This window comes from Anaerovorax odorimutans (genome assembly GCF_024459955.1).
In the GTDB taxonomy this organism is placed as follows: Bacteria; Bacillota; Clostridia; order Peptostreptococcales; family Anaerovoracaceae; genus Hominibacterium; species Hominibacterium odorimutans_A.
In genome coordinates, this window is record NZ_JANFXK010000008.1 from 141,376 (window position 1) to 158,060 (window position 16,685).

General features: G+C 47.7%; 13 protein-coding genes. 3 read left to right on the forward strand and 10 right to left on the reverse strand.

Annotated elements, in window-relative coordinates:
* Positions 1 to 60: 60 nt before the first annotated feature.
* The 6 genes from NE619_RS08895 to NE619_RS08920 all read right to left on the reverse strand — a co-directional run bounded on the left by NE619_RS08895 (position 61) and on the right by NE619_RS08920 (position 8,252).
* On the reverse strand, positions 61 to 1,194 hold the full coding sequence (locus NE619_RS08895) for a 2-aminoethylphosphonate aminotransferase (RefSeq protein WP_256132060.1): 1,134 nt from the start codon (positions 1,192 to 1,194) through the stop codon (positions 61 to 63).
* A 71-nt stretch (positions 1,195 to 1,265) separates the two neighbouring features.
* Positions 1,266 to 2,600, reverse strand: coding sequence for an MFS transporter (locus NE619_RS08900; RefSeq protein ID WP_256132061.1), 1,335 nt, complete (start codon positions 2,598 to 2,600; stop codon positions 1,266 to 1,268).
* A gap of 122 nt (positions 2,601 to 2,722) precedes the next feature.
* Positions 2,723 to 3,568, reverse strand: coding sequence for an HAD hydrolase-like protein (locus NE619_RS08905; RefSeq protein ID WP_256132062.1), 846 nt, complete (start codon positions 3,566 to 3,568; stop codon positions 2,723 to 2,725).
* A gap of 257 nt (positions 3,569 to 3,825) precedes the next feature.
* Complete coding sequence (locus tag NE619_RS08910; protein WP_256132063.1) at positions 3,826 to 4,470, reverse strand: HAD family hydrolase; 645 nt, start codon at positions 4,468 to 4,470, stop codon at positions 3,826 to 3,828.
* A 431-nt stretch (positions 4,471 to 4,901) separates the two neighbouring features.
* Positions 4,902 to 6,854, reverse strand: coding sequence for a hydantoinase/oxoprolinase family protein (locus NE619_RS08915; RefSeq protein ID WP_256132064.1), 1,953 nt, complete (start codon positions 6,852 to 6,854; stop codon positions 4,902 to 4,904).
* Positions 6,855 to 6,974: 120 nt separating this feature from the next.
* A complete protein-coding gene (locus NE619_RS08920) occupies positions 6,975 to 8,252 on the reverse strand; it encodes an MFS transporter (protein ID WP_256132065.1) in 1,278 nt (425 codons plus the stop codon).
* 101 nt (positions 8,253 to 8,353) lie between these two features.
* Between NE619_RS08920 and NE619_RS08925 the strand changes: the two genes are divergently transcribed.
* Positions 8,354 to 10,153 carry a sensor histidine kinase gene (locus NE619_RS08925; RefSeq protein WP_256132066.1) on the forward strand — a complete coding sequence of 600 codons (1,800 nt, stop codon included), beginning with the start codon at positions 8,354 to 8,356 and terminating at the stop codon, positions 10,151 to 10,153.
* A gap of 134 nt (positions 10,154 to 10,287) precedes the next feature.
* Here the strand turns inward: NE619_RS08925 and NE619_RS08930 are convergent, their stop codons facing one another.
* Positions 10,288 to 11,448, reverse strand: a complete 1,161-nt coding sequence (locus NE619_RS08930) for a saccharopine dehydrogenase family protein (protein ID WP_256132067.1) — start codon at positions 11,446 to 11,448, stop codon at positions 10,288 to 10,290.
* 650 nt (positions 11,449 to 12,098) lie between these two features.
* Here NE619_RS08930 and NE619_RS08935 point away from each other — a divergent pair.
* Positions 12,099 to 12,878: a DeoR/GlpR family DNA-binding transcription regulator gene (locus NE619_RS08935; RefSeq protein ID WP_256132068.1), complete on the forward strand. Its 780-nt coding sequence runs from the start codon at positions 12,099 to 12,101 to the stop codon at positions 12,876 to 12,878.
* A gap of 455 nt (positions 12,879 to 13,333) precedes the next feature.
* Here the strand turns inward: NE619_RS08935 and NE619_RS08940 are convergent, their stop codons facing one another.
* Positions 13,334 to 13,516, reverse strand: a complete 183-nt coding sequence (locus tag NE619_RS08940) for a hypothetical protein (protein ID WP_256132069.1) — start codon at positions 13,514 to 13,516, stop codon at positions 13,334 to 13,336.
* A gap of 388 nt (positions 13,517 to 13,904) precedes the next feature.
* On the opposite strand from NE619_RS08940, the gene NE619_RS08945 reads away from it, so the two are divergent.
* The gene (locus NE619_RS08945; RefSeq protein WP_256132070.1) at positions 13,905 to 14,228 is read left to right on the forward strand and encodes an ArsR/SmtB family transcription factor; all 324 of its coding nucleotides are present in this window, start codon (positions 13,905 to 13,907) and stop codon (positions 14,226 to 14,228) included.
* Between the two features lie 164 nt (positions 14,229 to 14,392).
* Here NE619_RS08945 and NE619_RS08950 read toward each other — a convergent pair whose 3' ends face one another.
* Both NE619_RS08950 and NE619_RS08955 read right to left on the reverse strand, forming a co-directional pair.
* Entirely contained in the window at positions 14,393 to 15,136 is a 744-nt protein-coding gene (locus tag NE619_RS08950; RefSeq protein ID WP_256132071.1) for a hypothetical protein, read from the reverse strand.
* 120 nt (positions 15,137 to 15,256) lie between these two features.
* Positions 15,257 to 16,588, reverse strand: a complete 1,332-nt coding sequence (locus NE619_RS08955) for a purple acid phosphatase family protein (protein ID WP_256132072.1) — start codon at positions 16,586 to 16,588, stop codon at positions 15,257 to 15,259.
* Positions 16,589 to 16,685: the final 97 nt, after the last annotated feature.

The window sequence follows — 16,685 nt, forward strand, 5'->3', positions numbered from 1 at the left end:
TTTTATGCGAAAAAGGCTGCCTGACGGCAGCCTTTTTCGTGAGTGTTTTAAAAATGTCGTTTAATATTTCACAGGAACCTGAACGCCCATGGATTTGAGACCTTCCTCGAAGCAATCGAAGAAGTCGTCAACATCCTTTGGTACGATGGTGCCCAGTGCACACAGTCTGAATGTCGGAAGGTCTGAAACCTTTCCTGGATAAATCGTGAACCCTCTCTCGTATACGTAGTCGTGGATCGTTGTAAAGTCAAAGTTCGGGTCGTTCGGATACAGAACGGAAACAACCAGTTTGGACTGCATTTCTTTAGGAATGATGGTCTGGAATCCCAGTCTGTCAAGTCCTTTGTAGATAGCTTCCCACAGTGACTGATGTCTTTCCCATTTAGCCTGTTCGCCAACTTCCCAGTATTCCTTGATTGCCTGACGAGTCGCGTAGATGGTCTGTACCGGCGGTGTGAAGTGCATTTCACCCTTATTCTTGATGAAGTCATACTGCATATACAGGTTGGTGTAGTAGGATCTGGTCGGATACTCTTTCGATGCTTCCAGTTTAGCAGTGTTGCCGATTACATAGGATAAGCCTGTCATGGACATGAGACCCTTCTGAGCGGATGCCATAATGAAGTCCAGATTGTCTTTATCCATGTCGATCGGAATCATTGCGTATGTAGAAGTCGTGTCAACTACCATCGTTTTGTCATATTTATGAGCAACAGCGCCGATTTCTCTGATTGGATTCAGGATACCTGTGCCGGTCTCATGGTGACAGCAGTATACAACAGCGATATCAGGGTCAGCCTTGATTGCTTCTTCTGCTTTTGCTACATCGATCGGTTCGGTGATCGGAAGTTTCAGATTAATGTGATCCATGTGATAATATTCCGCAACTTCCGCGCCTCTTGCCGAATATGCGCCGTTGTTGAGAATGAGGATCTTCTTTCCTGCCGGAACCAGGGAGCTGACGCATGCGTCGATGTTGATGGTACCGGAACCGGTGAACAGTACAGCCGTATATTTGTTCAGGTCACCGTGAACGATTTTAACCAGATCTTCACCCATCTGCTTCATGATTGCGCCAAATTCTTTTTCTCTTGGGCAGATATCCGGAACTACCTGTGCGTACTTAACCGTATCAGTTGTAGTAGCAGGACCAGGGTTCAGCAGTACATTTCTTTTTACTTTAGGATAATCCATTTTTTCTTCCTCCTTTATACATAAAGTTCTAACAAACCAGTTAACGTTTTTCTATATTTAAACACAATTGATTATGCTTCTGTTGCCGTTTTCTTTTTATTCAAGCCCCATCCGGCAATGATCGCCATTACGATGATAACAATACATACACCGGCAATTGCTGTGAATACCAGAGTCCAGTTTCCACTGTTGGTAAGCACGCTTCCAAAGTAGATCGCCTGTACCGATGCTCCCAGATACGCGCAGCAGTCCAGAATACCGGCTGCGGTTCCGGCGAAGGCTCTTCCTCCTACGTCTGTCGCATAGGCCCAAACAAGCCCGTTAATCGCATAAATGAAGAATCCTGCGATAAATAGCAGTGCTCCTGCCAGTGCTCCCGGTCCAACTTTCATAAAGCAGAATACGGTAGCTCCGGAAACAGCCGCGCAGATGATTACCATCGGCAGTCTGTTTTCTGAGAAGAATTTATCCGATATCCACGGAATTACGAAAGTTCCGAACGCCATGCCCAATGGCAGCAATACGGTTCCCAGTGCACCATCCTCAATATCAACGCCAAATTCTTCTACATAATAGGTAGGTACCCAATTCAGAAGGCCATATCTTGCAATGCTGGCACCTGCGATAATCAGCAGCCAACAGTCAAATCTCCACATTTTAAACAGATGGACATATGGATAAAGCTTGCCTTTTTGTTGCACCAGCTGCATCAGTTCAGCATCCTTCTGGTTTCTGGCTTCATTTTTATCTACATATTCTTTCAGTCCGATCTTAGATGGACTGTCTTTGACAATAAACTTATAGATTACTGCCATAACAACCATCAATGCTACCGGAAAGACGAAAGCTGCTTTCCATCCCATACCCGGAGCAATGATAAACGACAGTGACACGGTCAACGCCGCCAATACCTGCCCAAAACCGGAAAACGCATTGGCAAATCCTGTCGCAAATCCCCGTTTGTCACCCGGCCACCATTTTGACAGAAGCGCCATTCCCGGCGACCACAGCATAGCCTGCGCATAACCGTTAATGCCCCATAAAATCGCAATTATGATAATGCTGGACTGGAATCCAATCAGTACATTGGAGATAGCGGATAAAAATACACCCGCAACAATAAAACGATTTACACCGAAGATCTCACCGAGTCTTCCGTTGAACAGATGCCCTATGCCGTATGTCCAGAACAGTACCGAAGACAGAATCCCCAGATCCAGCTTCGTCCACCCTTCTTCGGCCATCATGGCAGGCATCGCGAATTGCAAGTTTAAACGCCCGCAATACAGGAAACAATATAGGATGGAAAACGCCAGCAGAACAATCCATGAGTTTTTAGAAAACTTTTTGTACTCTTCCGGCGTATAGCCTAACATGTCAACGCTGTTTTTTCTACCGTCACTCATTCGCGTCCCTCCTTACTTTCTACCTTAAAAAATAAATTCAAATAAATAATTGCAGTTATTGAAAACAAGGCACCCCCTCATGCGACTGGAGTGCGGGAGCGCCTTGTTTATATAAGCTTAACTTAAATTGTCTCGATGATGCCCTGTCCCGGTCTTTCGCCTCTTCTGAGTCTCGGTTCGATCTGTCCGAAGATGATGTCTGGAACATATCCTACGTGCGGTACGAGGAAGTCAGGCTTGGAAGCTGCTAACTCGTCATATGTATTGGAACCGGATGCATACAGACCGATGGTCCATGCGCCTGCGTTGTTACCGCATTTCATGCCGGCTGCTGTATCGTCGATTTTAACAACTGCTTCGCAAGGAATCGCTTTCTTTGTGATTTCATATGCCTGGAGCATGCAGTCATATACCATGAACGGTGCCGGTCTGCCAGGAACCTTCTCAGCGTTGGTTACTACGTCGAAGTGCATTCCGAATTTTTCTTCCAGCATCTTGTTCAGTGCGATGGAGTCTTCCTGATAGTAACCTGTGTCACAACCAATCAGGATTCCTGCTTCACGCAGCTTGTCGATACATTCAACAGCGCCTGGGATTGGTTTTGCTAAATCTTCGTCTACGATATATTTTGACATCAGAGGACGGAATGCTGCCAGTACGTTATCAAAGTCATCTTCGTTCCAAGGACGTCCGTATTTTTCTTCCCACTGTGCTGAAACTTCCGGCAGGCTCAGGAGCATTCTCAGGTGAGTCGGTTTGAAGTTACCCATTGGCTTTCTGATCGTAGCCCAGTCACATTCGATTCCGAACTGCTTCAGTGCTTCGTAGAAAGGTACTACAGGAGCTTTACAACCTCTCAGGTCGTCCAGTGCCCATCTGTTTCTCAGATCTCCAGGGCCATCGCAGAATGTACCTGCTGTGTCCAGTACGGCTAACTCGATCTTTCCTGTGTAATGTCTGTTATACATGTTTGTTCCTCCTTTAAAATAATGGTGATTTCCATTTCATTAACTTTGTTTTTGTTTATGTCTATACTATAACGGACCCGTTTAAAGTCCCGGTCAAGATAACCTTTAGCTTTGTATAAGGAATTCTAAAGATTCGCTAAAGATAGAAAAATCAGAAAATATAAAAAAGTATAAAAATCGCCCGGGACGGCAATATTGCTTGCTTTCCGGGCGTTTAAAGGTCTGTCCGGGAATATCGTAGACCGATGTTCCCCGTATTATAAAGAAAATCCTTTTAAACTTTTAACATACCTGCTGCACAGGACCTCAATCTGATCTTCATTGACGCCTTCGCTCTCATCATAGACGCCCACCACATAATACCCTGCGGCCGCGGCCGTCTTTACTGCGTGCAGCGCGTCTTCAAAGACAAGCGTCTCTGCTCTTTGAGTCCCCATCAGCTCCGCAGCCCGGTCGTAAACATCCGGCTGATCCTTTCCCCGTCCCACGTCGCCGCAGGTAACGATATGGGAAAAGTAGGCGGCAATGCCCAGCCGTTCCAAAACCATAACCACGATCTCCCGCGGGGACGAGCTGGCTACAGTCATGGCAATGCCATGCTCTTTAAGAAGCTTTAATACCTCTTCCGCGCCTGGCTTCAGCTTTACATTGGTCCGGTATTCTTCTTCCACGATATCGTTAAACGCCTCCAAGATCTCATCGACTGTCTGGCCGATGCCGTATTCTTTCTGAAAAAGCTCCGCGGCCTGCACCAGACTCAGCGGCCTCAGCCGATCCCTCAGCCCTGGCTCCGGTTCCTTTCCCTGCTGCCTCAGATAGGTAATTCCTGTAGTATCCCAGATATACATGGAATCCGTCAGCGTCCCATCCATGTCAAAAATAGCGCCTTTAAAGTGAATCATTGATGTTTCCCTCCTATATATGCGGTAACTTTTGTCTGCGGATCCCTTCTCCGCTTTGCTGCCCCTTTGTCTTGCCTGCCTTCGGCCGGGGCAAAACGGCATCTTCCCCGCAATACCGAGTTTACTCTAACTTACGAGCGATGTCGAGCAAAAGACAAATTGCGATTTTCATCAACATGCGGCAAAAAATCAGTTTCTTGTTGACCTTTTATCAAGGATACGGAGCTATGCAAGTACAAAATCTCGATCAATATGCGCCTTTGGACAGGAGCAGAGGCCGCAAGGCCGGACCACACTGCTCCTGAAAAGCAAAAGCCGCCGAAAACACGGCGGCTTTTGCTCTGATAAAAGGGTGTCCTCGGAAAAGGTTCCGATGACCAGTTCTGTGAAAAGGGCAAATTATAGAAATTTTTTAAATTATAGTGGGCTTTTTAAAATGCGGAGCCTACGCCGGTAATGGTCATTTGGGTCCCCATATACACCTTCGGCTCGTTTTCTTTGGTTTCAACCATGATATCAGAAGGCTGTTCTTCAATCGCCCAATTGCGGCATCCTGCGTCCATCAGCTGGTGCTCAATATATTTGCGGCCTTCATGTATGGCATAGAACATCGCTTCATCTTTACTGCCGTACACGAAACGCTCCCATGGTGTATTTAATATGTACTGATCGCCGTCCAGACTAATCAGCAGCTCTACGGTTTCCGTCACCTTTCCGACAGCGGCGCCGTAAGCATTGGCCACATCCGCGTTATCGGGAACAACGACTTCCGCATTGAGCAGTTTTCCGGCATCGCAGGTCCATGCTCCGGCCGGAGCCCCGATGGCTACGATGGATTTTCTGAGATAAATTTCCGGATTCAGCAGGGAAGTCTGCCGTTCTTTGAGCGCGGCTTGGATAAGATACATCGCTTCCGGGCTTTCCGCAAAGGAAAACTCCTCTGACTCAAAGTCAGCTGCGCTCTGGATACAGGTCATCGCCATCTTTACATGTATGGCTTTTTCCACCATGTTCACGAACTTATTGACCGGCATTTCCTTTCTCCTGGCCAGGATTTCCACTCCCGCCCGGGACAGCTCCCTGTTCCACTGATTGTACCTGCCCTGGACATGGAGAATATCCGTCGGTGTAACAGATATTCTCGCCAGGATCCCGGATTCAACAAGTGGAGTCAAATCTATCGTTTCAGGGTCCTCCCCAATGGCCCTCGCCAAATACGTCAGGCTATGAGGCCCGCCCTGAAGCTTTTCTAAAATCTTTCTTTCCTGCGGTGAGGCAGTCTCCGGCAACTCGCCGTTTACATACATAAAGCAGTCGGCTTCCTGCTGAGAGTAGGTTTTCAATTCTCCTACCCACTTAAAGCTTTGTAGCTCGTGTACCAGCTGCGGGTAGTCTTTTCCTATTACACACAGCGGCCATACTTTCTGCGGGCCGATCTGCACATTTCCTTTACGGTCCAGACAGATCCTGCTGTCGCCGCCCAAACCAAAGGTGGAAATTTCCACGGCTCTGACTCTTGTACGCCAGCCGCCTACCTTTGCGCCTTCTTTCTTTATCTTTACGGAGCCCTCCGATACATTGGCAATGTCCGTAGTGGTTCCGCCCATATCCAGCACGATTCCATCTTTTCTGCCTGTAAGGGCAAGCCCGCCGATTACACTGGCCGCCGGGCCCGAAAGGATCGTATCAATAGGTCTTTCTTTCGCCATGGCTTCGGTCATCAGCGTACCATCGCCTTTAACAATCATGACCGTTCCGTATATATTCTTTTCATGCAGTACCTTTTTTGTTGATTTGAGAAGTTCGTCGATTATTGGTATCAGTCTTCCGTTAAGAACTGCCGTTACTGTTCTGTGGTGAAATCCCAGAGCTGATGTCAGCTGATGGGCGCAGACAACCGGAACATCCAGGATCTCATCGGCCAGACGCCGAATCTCCTTTTCATGCTTGGGATTGCGCACGCTGGCGTATCCCGAGACAGCCAGGGCTTCAACCTTGCCTTTCATGCCGGACAATACTTGCCGAATCTCCGCCGGATCCAAGTCCTCCTGCATGTGTCCCATAATGTCAAACCGGCCTTTTACTTTTACCGATATCTCCGCAGGAACCTCTTCATCCAGCTCCGTGCCCATGTAGATCAGCCCTACGGAAGCGCCCCGCCCTTCGACGATGGCATTAGTAGCCAGAGTGGTGGACAAAGATGCCAGGCTTATCTCTTCCATTCTGTCAAAGTTGAGATTTTCTATGCAGTTCTTTATTCCAATCGTCAGATCTTCTTTTGTCGTCAGTGCTTTCGCCTTGCAGATAATGCTGCGCTTTGAAGAATCTACAATGACTCCGTCGGTGTAAGTTCCGCCGGTATCCATTCCCAAAATAAAAGACATAATTGGCTCCTCCATTATTATTTAATGGGTTTATGTTAATCCAATCATGTCCCTTTTTCAATATTTTTAGACAATTCTTTAAGTAAACTTATACTACGACGCCTTCACGACTGTGATTTATCACTCCCGAAGCTCCGGCATAATAACAGTATTCTTCTTACTCACCACCATTCCGCAGATGACCATGCCAATGCACAGTCCCTCCATCACAACGAATACGGACATTTTATCGCCAAAGAAGTTTATGACTGCCGGAAAGAGCACACCCTCGGCACATGCTCCCAGGTAGGCAAATCCATTGAATATGCCGGCCGCGCTTCCGGGAAAAACCCGGCACCCCTGGTCGATGGCGTGGAGCCAGAGAATTCCGTTGATGCCGTAAAGGGCAAAGCCTGTGAAAAAGATACCTACCAGCACAGCCCTCGTATCCTCGATCATAGGGAAAATCACAATCAGTGTACCGCAGAGGGCCGCCATTGCCGTGACAATAATGCCCTTGTTGTCAAAGAGCTTGGTTCCTGCGATCCAGGTAATAATCAGTGTTCCGCAGGCCATACCGATGGGCAGGGTCAGGTTTGAAAAGGTGCTGCTGAGGATCTTTCCCCCGTGAACCTCTTCATAATAGAGCGGAATCCAGTTCAAAAGCCCGTACCTGCACACGCTGGACAGCATGGCGATGCCGCACCACCACCAAAATTTTTTCTGAGAAAAGAAATACCGCCAGGGCCCTTCCTTCCTCCCGGCTATCTTCAGCAGAGACTTTTCCCTGACCGAATGCCTGTGGTTCTTTATCTCGTAGCCGCTGAGTCCCCGGTCCTCCGGTTTTTCCACGGCCGCAGCGCCAAAGATGTAGGTGAAGGCTAAAAGAATAATCATCGGCAGCACAAAATTAACCCGCCAATCCATATCCGGCCATGCAGCCATCATCCCCGCAGGGATCAGGTAGGCTGTGGCATGAGACATACCCGAAGAGAAATTAGCGATACCAATTCCCTTGCCCCGTTCGCCCTCCTGCCACCAGTTGGCCAGCAAAGCCACTCCGCCGACCCAGATCATGCTCTGAAAATATCCGTTGGTCAGCCAGAGAAGCAGCACGGCAACCCATTTTGTCTGAAAGGCCACTGCCATATTGAGAAAAGCGGATACAGTCCCTCCTAAGATAACTACCTTTTTGGCGCCGATCCTGTCCGCCAGGTATCCGTTTATAAAGCTTCCCAGCGCATAGCTGATGAACACGCTCATGGCCACCATCTCCTGACGGGCTGCCGTCAGATTCATGTCCTGAGCCAAAAGAGTCATCATATTGTTAACATTGAACCGGCCCAGGTACACCAAATTGTACATCAGGGCGAAGGTAATCAGGCCGACCCATTTGTACTCGCTAAACTTTCTATCCATTACGGTACTCCTTAAACCTGCTATTTACAATTCACTTTCTTTAATTTATCATAAAAGTATAAAGGTTTCAAACTCATTCCCCGGATAAGGAGTACGTTGTTATGTATCTTATTCCCAGTTATTCCATGCTTTCCGCCACTGCGACAACGCTGGTGCTGAGCATTATATTTTTGATTTTATCCCACCAGAGCGGCAAAACCTATATGCGCCTTTGGGGAATAGCCTGGCTGATTTATTCGGCTATGTTTCTGTTGGATTTTGTCAACCTGCAGATGAAAGTATTCGCAATCTACTATATCATGCTCCGTCAGCTGACGGCCATGGCCGGTGCTTACGTGTTCCTGCTGGGCACCCACCACTTTTTCCAGCGCAAACCCTGGCGGGGCCTGACCTGGACGACGCTGCTGTCCGCAGTTCTGATCCTGATGTACCCTTTTTCCAATTTCCTCTATACCCTGACGATGATTCCCAATATCATTTATTGTTCCGGTATGCTGATTATCTCCGGCTGCATGTTTATCGCCTATTCCTGGACACAGAACCTGCCGGAAAAAATACTGGCCAGCTTTTTCATCATAGTCTGGGGAATCTTTATCAATCACTTTGGCTTCACCTTAAAACATATGGTGCTGGCGGTCCCTACTTACTTTATAGGATTGTTCACGGTCAATGTGCTGATTCTGTTTTTGATTATTATTTATTTTAAAAAAACGCGGTTTCTCGATACCCGCCAAGCCTCCCGTTTTCGGCTGCTGGTGGAAAACTCTTCGGACTCTATGTTTCTGTACGATTATAAAAAGCAGGAATTCGAGTATGTCAGCCCCGGGATCTCCGATCTTATCGGTATCACCGACAAACAGCTGTATGAAATGCCGGATCGTTTTTTTGACTATGTAAATACCGTAAAAAAATCCAAAGACGTGGTGGGCATTTTCTCCCGCCCCATCGCCAGGCCCGGCAAAGGAATTCTGTGCCTCTACAAGAACGGCTCCATTGAAAAATGGTCCGAAATCCACTATCTTCCCATCCGCGACAATACCGGCACCGTATCGGCCATCGAAGGAATCCTCCGCGACATTACGGAACGGAAAAACATGGAAGAAAATCTCAGGGCAGCGGAAAAGGCAAAGAAGGAATTCCTGGAAGATATCTCCCATGAGATCAAAACTCCTGTCACCTTAATTCAGGGCTATGCGGAAAGCCTTCTGGATAAAGTGGTGCCTGTGGAATCCACGGATACTTATTTGAAGATGATTAACGCCAAGGCTATGATGCTTACGACTTTGGTAGACGATCTGGCCCAGAGCTCCAACTTCACTTCTCAGAGCCTGGAATACCGGTTCTATGAGAAGTCGGCTAAGGAAACTTTTGAGGAATTGCTCAATCAATGCGAGTTTCAGATATCGCAGGCAGGCCGCAAACCGATCATAGAAGCCGCCATTGCTTCCGATGCGGTTCTCATTTTGGACCCTTACCGCATCCAGCAGGTGGTGTCCAACCTAATCAACAACTCCATCCGCCATACACCGATGGGTAAGGAGATTGAGGTTTCCTGCCGTACCTACCTCAATGAAGAATTGCTCCACAGCGTTCCCGAAAACGACGACTATACGATTCCTGAAGGCGAGCTGTTCTTTACGGTAAGCGACCGGGGCGATGGGATCCCGGAGAAGGATCTGTCCAGCATTTTCGAACGTAATTTCAGCGGTGGCCGCAAGATCGATCCGGGAGCAAGCCGCCATCCCGAAAAATCGCAGGGTCTTTCCTCGGCGCCGTCGCGCTCCGGCCTGGGACTGTTTATTTCCAAAGAGATCATAAAGCAGCATTCCGGCCGTATGAGGGCTAAAAACAATCAGTACGGCGGTGCGGAGATTTCTTTTGTTATCCCATACTATATATAGCAAAGGCAAAGTCGGCTTTGCTGGTTTCGTTAAATGTGAACTCTGTTGATTCTGCATTTAAAAACGGCCGCTCGGGCAGCGTATCTGCTGTTGCCGGGCGGCCGTTTTTTGGATTATCTCTAAAGCGTGATTTCCTATAGTTCGTTGATTTCTTCGTGTATGTAGATTTCCCGTTTTTCCAGTTCGTCGAATACATCCTGAGGATCAAACGCGAATTCGGGAATCAGAATTCCGGTGTCTTTAACTTTGCCTTTGGCAATCAGCTGTACGGCTACGGACATCGGAATGCCGACGTTTCTCGTATAAGCTCTCAGCTTCTCCCATCCCGGCACGGAACCATCGGAGCTCGGGTGGGTGTGGGTCAGGATGTGCTGCACTTTTTTCCCATCCTTTGTTCCTACGACTTCGATGTGCAGTGCATAGCCGTAGAGTTCTGTTTCCGTACCTTCCTTACTGTTAAGCAGGTATTCGGCCACGCAATCCATAACACCAATTTCCTTGCCATTGACAGTGATGGGGTCGTTTCTCAGGATACCCCAGTCATAGAGGGCGCGAACCAACTGCATATTCTTCTGCGGCCAGGTTCCCCTGGTTTCGATCAGTCTCACACCTTTATCTTTCAAAGCTTCCGCCAGAGTCACGGTCTCTGAGTGGGGAATAATATACTGCGGGTTGGTTCCGTAAGGTTCCGGAAGGGCAATGTCCCTCGGCCTTGCAAACGGCGGAACCTGGATAAACTTTCCATCCTCAAATACGGTCCTGGTCGGCAGATTCGGATCGTATTCATAAGTGGTGGTCGCAGTGATGGCTTTTGAAAAAGCAAACGGCCGATACGCACCGTGGCTGACACGGACAATTTCCACTGTATCCAGCTGGTTAGCCCCATACATGGCCATCATCTGCGTAGTTCCCGGGGTCATCCCAAATCCCGGCACGCAGGTTTTTCCATTCTTTTTAAAAATCTCTGCGTACTGATTCTCCTCTCCGAATCCGTTAAGGTTTACACCGTGGCAGCCTGCTTCCGCAATGCATGCCGTCGTCTTTCCGTTGAGGGCAATGGTGGTTCCGTCCATTACGATGTCATAGCCTTTCATCTGTTTTACTGTGGCATCATGATCGTTGACATCCACCTTTACGAAGTCTACTCTGGGATCATCCAGCCACTTCACCACTTCTTTTCCTGCCTTTTCATCATAGTCCGCAATCGTAATCTGATCGAAATCAGAAAACTGTACCAGGTCCAGCGTGGACTCTCTGCAAATTCTGCCCGCTCCGCCTAAACAAAATACTTTCATACCTGTACCTCCTTACAACCGTTTGAATTTGACTACCTTGTTACTATCTTGTACGCTTACATTACCATATTATTACCTCATTGTAAATACTTTTTTACTATTTCTTGTGTTTTTTTGTGCATTTGTATCTAAGTTGGTAAGAATATTGTCAATTTGGTGGTGCCTGTGTTATACTATATTGACCGGATTAGTACGGCGTTGCCAGACGGCTATTGATATTCGGGGACTTCGGACCGCTGCTGCCGCGCTTGCTGCCCGCTGCAACTGCAATTTCGACTCGTTGGCAAATGTTCCTTGCGATTCCGGCCTAATTGGTAGGATGCCCAGCTGGATGAATTCAGCCCAAACCTGCGAATTGCGGTAACTTTTTCGAAAAATTGATGCAAAGTTACGCAAAGTTGTGGGTTTACGGGTGCCCCTAGTCTCAGAAAATTAAAATTTGTGCTGCACGCCGTCTTATAGGCCGCAGAATCGTTGAAAAGTGCGTAACTTTCCGAAAAAATTGGGAATAGTTACCGGAGCCGCTTTTCCATTCCTTTGCACAAAAGGAATGCGGTGCGTATGTTTCATACATATCCGGTCTTACAGCGAAGCCGGCTCAATTGACGAATATCATATACAATATTAACAATTTAAAAGGAGGACGCTATATGCTGCCACAGGAACGCTACACCCGACTGATTACTTATTTACAGGAACATGAAATCATAAAGATTGATCAGCTGATGAAACTTTTCGATATTTCCATTGAGACCGCCAGGCGGGATCTGAATCATTTGGAAAAAGAGGGAGTCATTAAAAAGATTTACGGAGGCGCCACACTGGTAAAAAAAGAAGCCAAGGAGCCGGCCACCTCGGACCGGATGACGCGGAACCTTTCCGAAAAGACTGCCATTGGTAAGAAATGCGCTGAGTTCATCAGCGATGGAGACTCCGTTCTGATTGAGGTCGGTACCACGACTTTACAGGTGGCAAAAGCGCTCAAAGAGAAAAAAAATCTTATGGTTATCACAAACTCAATCCATGTGGTCAATGAGTTGATGGATACAGATTTTGATCTCTATGTAATCGGAGGTAAGGTGCGCCACGGAGAAGGCTCCGTATCGGGTGCAGTATCCATGTTTGAACTGGAAAATTTTCATATAGGAAAGGCGATTATCAGTGCAGGAGGCGTGACCCTGGAAAGAGGGCTTTCAGATTACAATATTGAAGAAGCGCTGATTAGAAAAAAGGTGGTCGAGCAATCCCGCGAAACAATTTTAGTAGCTGATAACAGCAAATTCGGGCGCGATGTGCTGGCCCACGTATGCCCCATCAGCGCTATGGATTTAGTCATAACCGGCGAAGGGCTCAGCCCTGAAATGATTACCCGTTTTGAAGATGCCAATGTCAATCTGGTGTTGGCCGATGGGTCAGCAGGACACCAATAATTTTTCTTGTATCCGTCCTGCCCAGGGTTGAATATCGTACAACAGTTCTTCAGATGAGCAACAGAACCAATTGGCGTTTTGGTAACTGCCGCCCGATTTTTTCAAAAAGTTACGCATTTTTCAACAATCCTACGGCCTTCCAAAGCACCGGCAACACAAATTTTCACTTTTTACGGTTTCGATCCGCCGCAGGACCCACAACTTTGCGTAACCCGATGCCGATTTGAAGAAACAGTTACCGCAGCTCGCAGGACTGTTCCGGCCTATTCAGGCTTGTACCGTATAAATTCAACTAACTCCATATGGGATACTCGCCGATCTGCTGCGATCGCGGTTGCAGCGGACCGGAACCCCCGAATATCAATGGACGTCCGACAGCAGCACAATTCTGATATTTCCACAGCAATTCGGGGCACGAAAAGCGGCTAAATATCAATGAGCTGCTTTCTATTGCGCTATTTTGATAATTTTGCCCGGATTTTACCGTGCTCTTTCCGGAAAGTATCATTCCTTCTTGATATAATCTTGTATTTTGATAATTCTTCCAATTTTCCAAAGATGAAACCCTGCCCAAAAGGCAAATCGCTATTTTTATCAACATCCAGCGAAAAACCAAGTTCTTGTTGATCTTTTTCCAAGGATACAGAGTCCTCCAGCACAAAAACTCAACCAATACTACCTCTTTGAACAGACGCTGGACCCGCAAACCTTGAAAAATCATCAACAATAAAGCCAAAATTAGCCGGCTGTTGAACAAATATGTACATCGCTCAAAAAAGGCTTCGCATCCCCATTCGCGGACTAAGCAGGCTTCGCCGCAAGGTGCAGAATAAGTGAAAGATGCTCGACTCCGCTCGCATGTTATACTATTCTGACCGAATTGAACCGGCTTCGCCGCAAGGTGCGGAATAAGTGAAAGATGCTCGACTCCGCTCGCATCTTATGAAAATCTTGCCATATTTCTTGACAAAATCCTACAAGAAAGTGTATTGTTAATGAGCAGTGTACTTTAGTAGGAGGAGCAACATGAGACTTAGAAAAGAATCCGACACCATTCAGGACGAAGAGGTGCTGCTGATCGCAAAGATATCCGACGCACTGGCCCATCCGGCCCGAATCAATATTTACCGGTTCATCATGCAGTGCAACCGGCAGAGGGAAAACGTCTGCAACAAGGATGTGGTCGCCGCATTTGACTATTCGCAGGCTACCGTTTCGCAGCATATTAAAAAGCTGGTGAATTCCGGCCTGATCGAAGTGAAAAAAGTAGATAAATATTCGTATTATTACGCCAATATGGGCTCACTTGCCCGCTATCTGGCAGCAACAAAGAAATTTGGACAGATCTGACGGACAAAGCCGGCAGAAAAAGCTGACGTCAAGCCCGGCAGGCAGAGCCGGCTGGCAGCAGAACTGACTGGCAGCAAAGCCGGCGACAAAAAACAGAAACCGGCCATGCGCCCAAACGGCGTTATGGCCGGTTTTTTTAAACCCCTTTATCTTTTGTCAGAATTTTAATGATCCTCCGGCGGCACGGGCACCTCCATTGTATCGGAAAGCTCAGATAAAATCTGCCCGTTTTTTTTCTTTCCGGCAGCCCCAATCTCCGCCCCATCATACTTTTTATAAGTTATATATGCAACCTGCAGGATCTTTACCAGCATAACGATGCCGCATACGACCGCGACGGCTACCAGGACCATCGATACCGTTGAAAACTGATTATCCATAAAAATGTATATTCCTGCGGCGACCAGGGAAAGCACAAAGAGAATATAGCACACGATGTAGATTTTCCATCCGCGGCGACAGCGGCTGCTGAATTTTTCATCCTCTTCCCTTTCCCCAATCTCACCGCAGCCATAAAAAAGGTGGTAAATGAACAATAGTCCCAGAATCCAAGCTATAAACCCAACCACTGCCGGCAGAAAAAGCGCTGCTGCGGTCAGGAGATCCGGCTGACGATGGTTTATCAGAATGAGAAAGAGCACAACCATCGCGAAAATCATGATAAACATTGCCACAACGATTCTTCTGCATTTCTTAAAATGCGTGCCGTAACGCCCGAGCTTGAAAACTCCTACGACTGAAACAGCTGCCGCAGCCAGAGCCAGCACAGAAATGATAATTGATATCATCAAATGTTCCTGCGTGCACGCCCCGATTATGGCCAGGATCATACTAGCTATCTGCGAATAAAAAATGAGTTTCAATCCTGCTAAATCATAGTGCTTTATTTTGTGTCCCGTACCGCTCATCCGCTGGCGCTCCTTCCTCTGCGATCATTGCTTTTTAACAAGTTTACTACGGAACAGCGTTTTTTTCCATATACTTTACCAATCAAGCAATTTTTTTACAGTTTTTGGAGAATTTTTTTCTCAGCGCCTTTTGCGAAGCCGCAAGCGAATGGCTACAGCGGCGGCAGCCACCAGAATAATGATACCGGCAGCGGCGGCAGCTTTCCAAATCGGAGAAACCGCTTTGCTCTTTGTCCATTTGTCGATGATCTGCCCTTCCTCGTCATAGGATTCCAGCGTCAGCTTATCTTCAGTCACCTTTATGATCTGGTAATTGCTGTCGGTCGCATTGAGCGATTCTGTATATTCCGGCACGTTTTCGCCGTTAAAATAGGTACTTCTGCGTTTTCCCGAGTTTCCCATCACATAGGTAATATCGCCGATTTCCTTTGTCCGCATATAGAGATGCTGGTGCCCGCAGAGAACCAGATCCACACCGCCCCGCTCAAAAACCGGTTCCCATTCTTCCCGGATGGCATCGTAGATGGGGTCGCCGTCGGAAATTCCGTAAGCCGGATGGTGCATGACCACCAGTTTCCATCTGGAGCTGCTTCGGGTCAGGTCCTCCTCCAGCCACCCATTGATGGAATCCAGCTCCCGGTCCCATTCCTCCTCCATGGCCGCCTTTCGATTGTCCAGAAAAAAGCTGGTATTTACAACCGCTATATGACAATTTCCATAATCAAAGGAATAAAATTCCTCTTCTTCCCCTTTGGGGCCGTTTTGAGGCAGCGCCAGCATCTTTAGGTAAAGATCCGCCCTGACGGTGGTTTCATGATTCCCGATGGTTGTCATCATGGGAATACCCGCAAACACGGATGTTGCCTGAGATAAAAACAGATTCCAGTCATTCATGTTCCGGGGGGAATTGACCATATCTCCGCCCATGAGAGAAAAGGCGATACCGGGGTTTCTCTGCCGAATATCCTGGATCATCTTTCCCCACGCTTTATAATCTTCGCTGCGTTTTTTATACTGGACATCCCCTAAATATAGAAATTCGAAGGATTCAGCATCATCCGAGGCTGTGACCCGCGAATGCTCCGCAACCGGCGCCGTAGTGAAGGTTCGGATCTTGCTCCAGCGGTCTCCGTCACCCACCCTGTACTCGTAGGTCGTCTTTTGACTCAGTCCCTTTATCGAGGCCTCATAACGATAGTAGTCCTTCCTGACTTCTATGATTTTCGCCTTCACCTGATGCTGCGGAGAAAGCTGGGCCCCTTCCCGGTTATATTGAACATACCCGTCCTCCCGGGATTTGCTGTGCCACGTAATCGTCTGCGTGTGGGCGCTGTCATCCGTCCACGATAAAATGATCTGATCGCCGTCGTACCCATCATCTGCGTGGGATGCGGCGGGAATTAAAAGAAGAACGGCAGCAATCAAAATGACTGTAATGCGGAAACGTTTCATAATACATCCTCCTGGAAGTATTATTATATGTCGGAAAGCCGATCTGTATGCGGCGCGCCGTCAGTGTCCGGTCCCACACAAGCCATGAAAAAAGGGA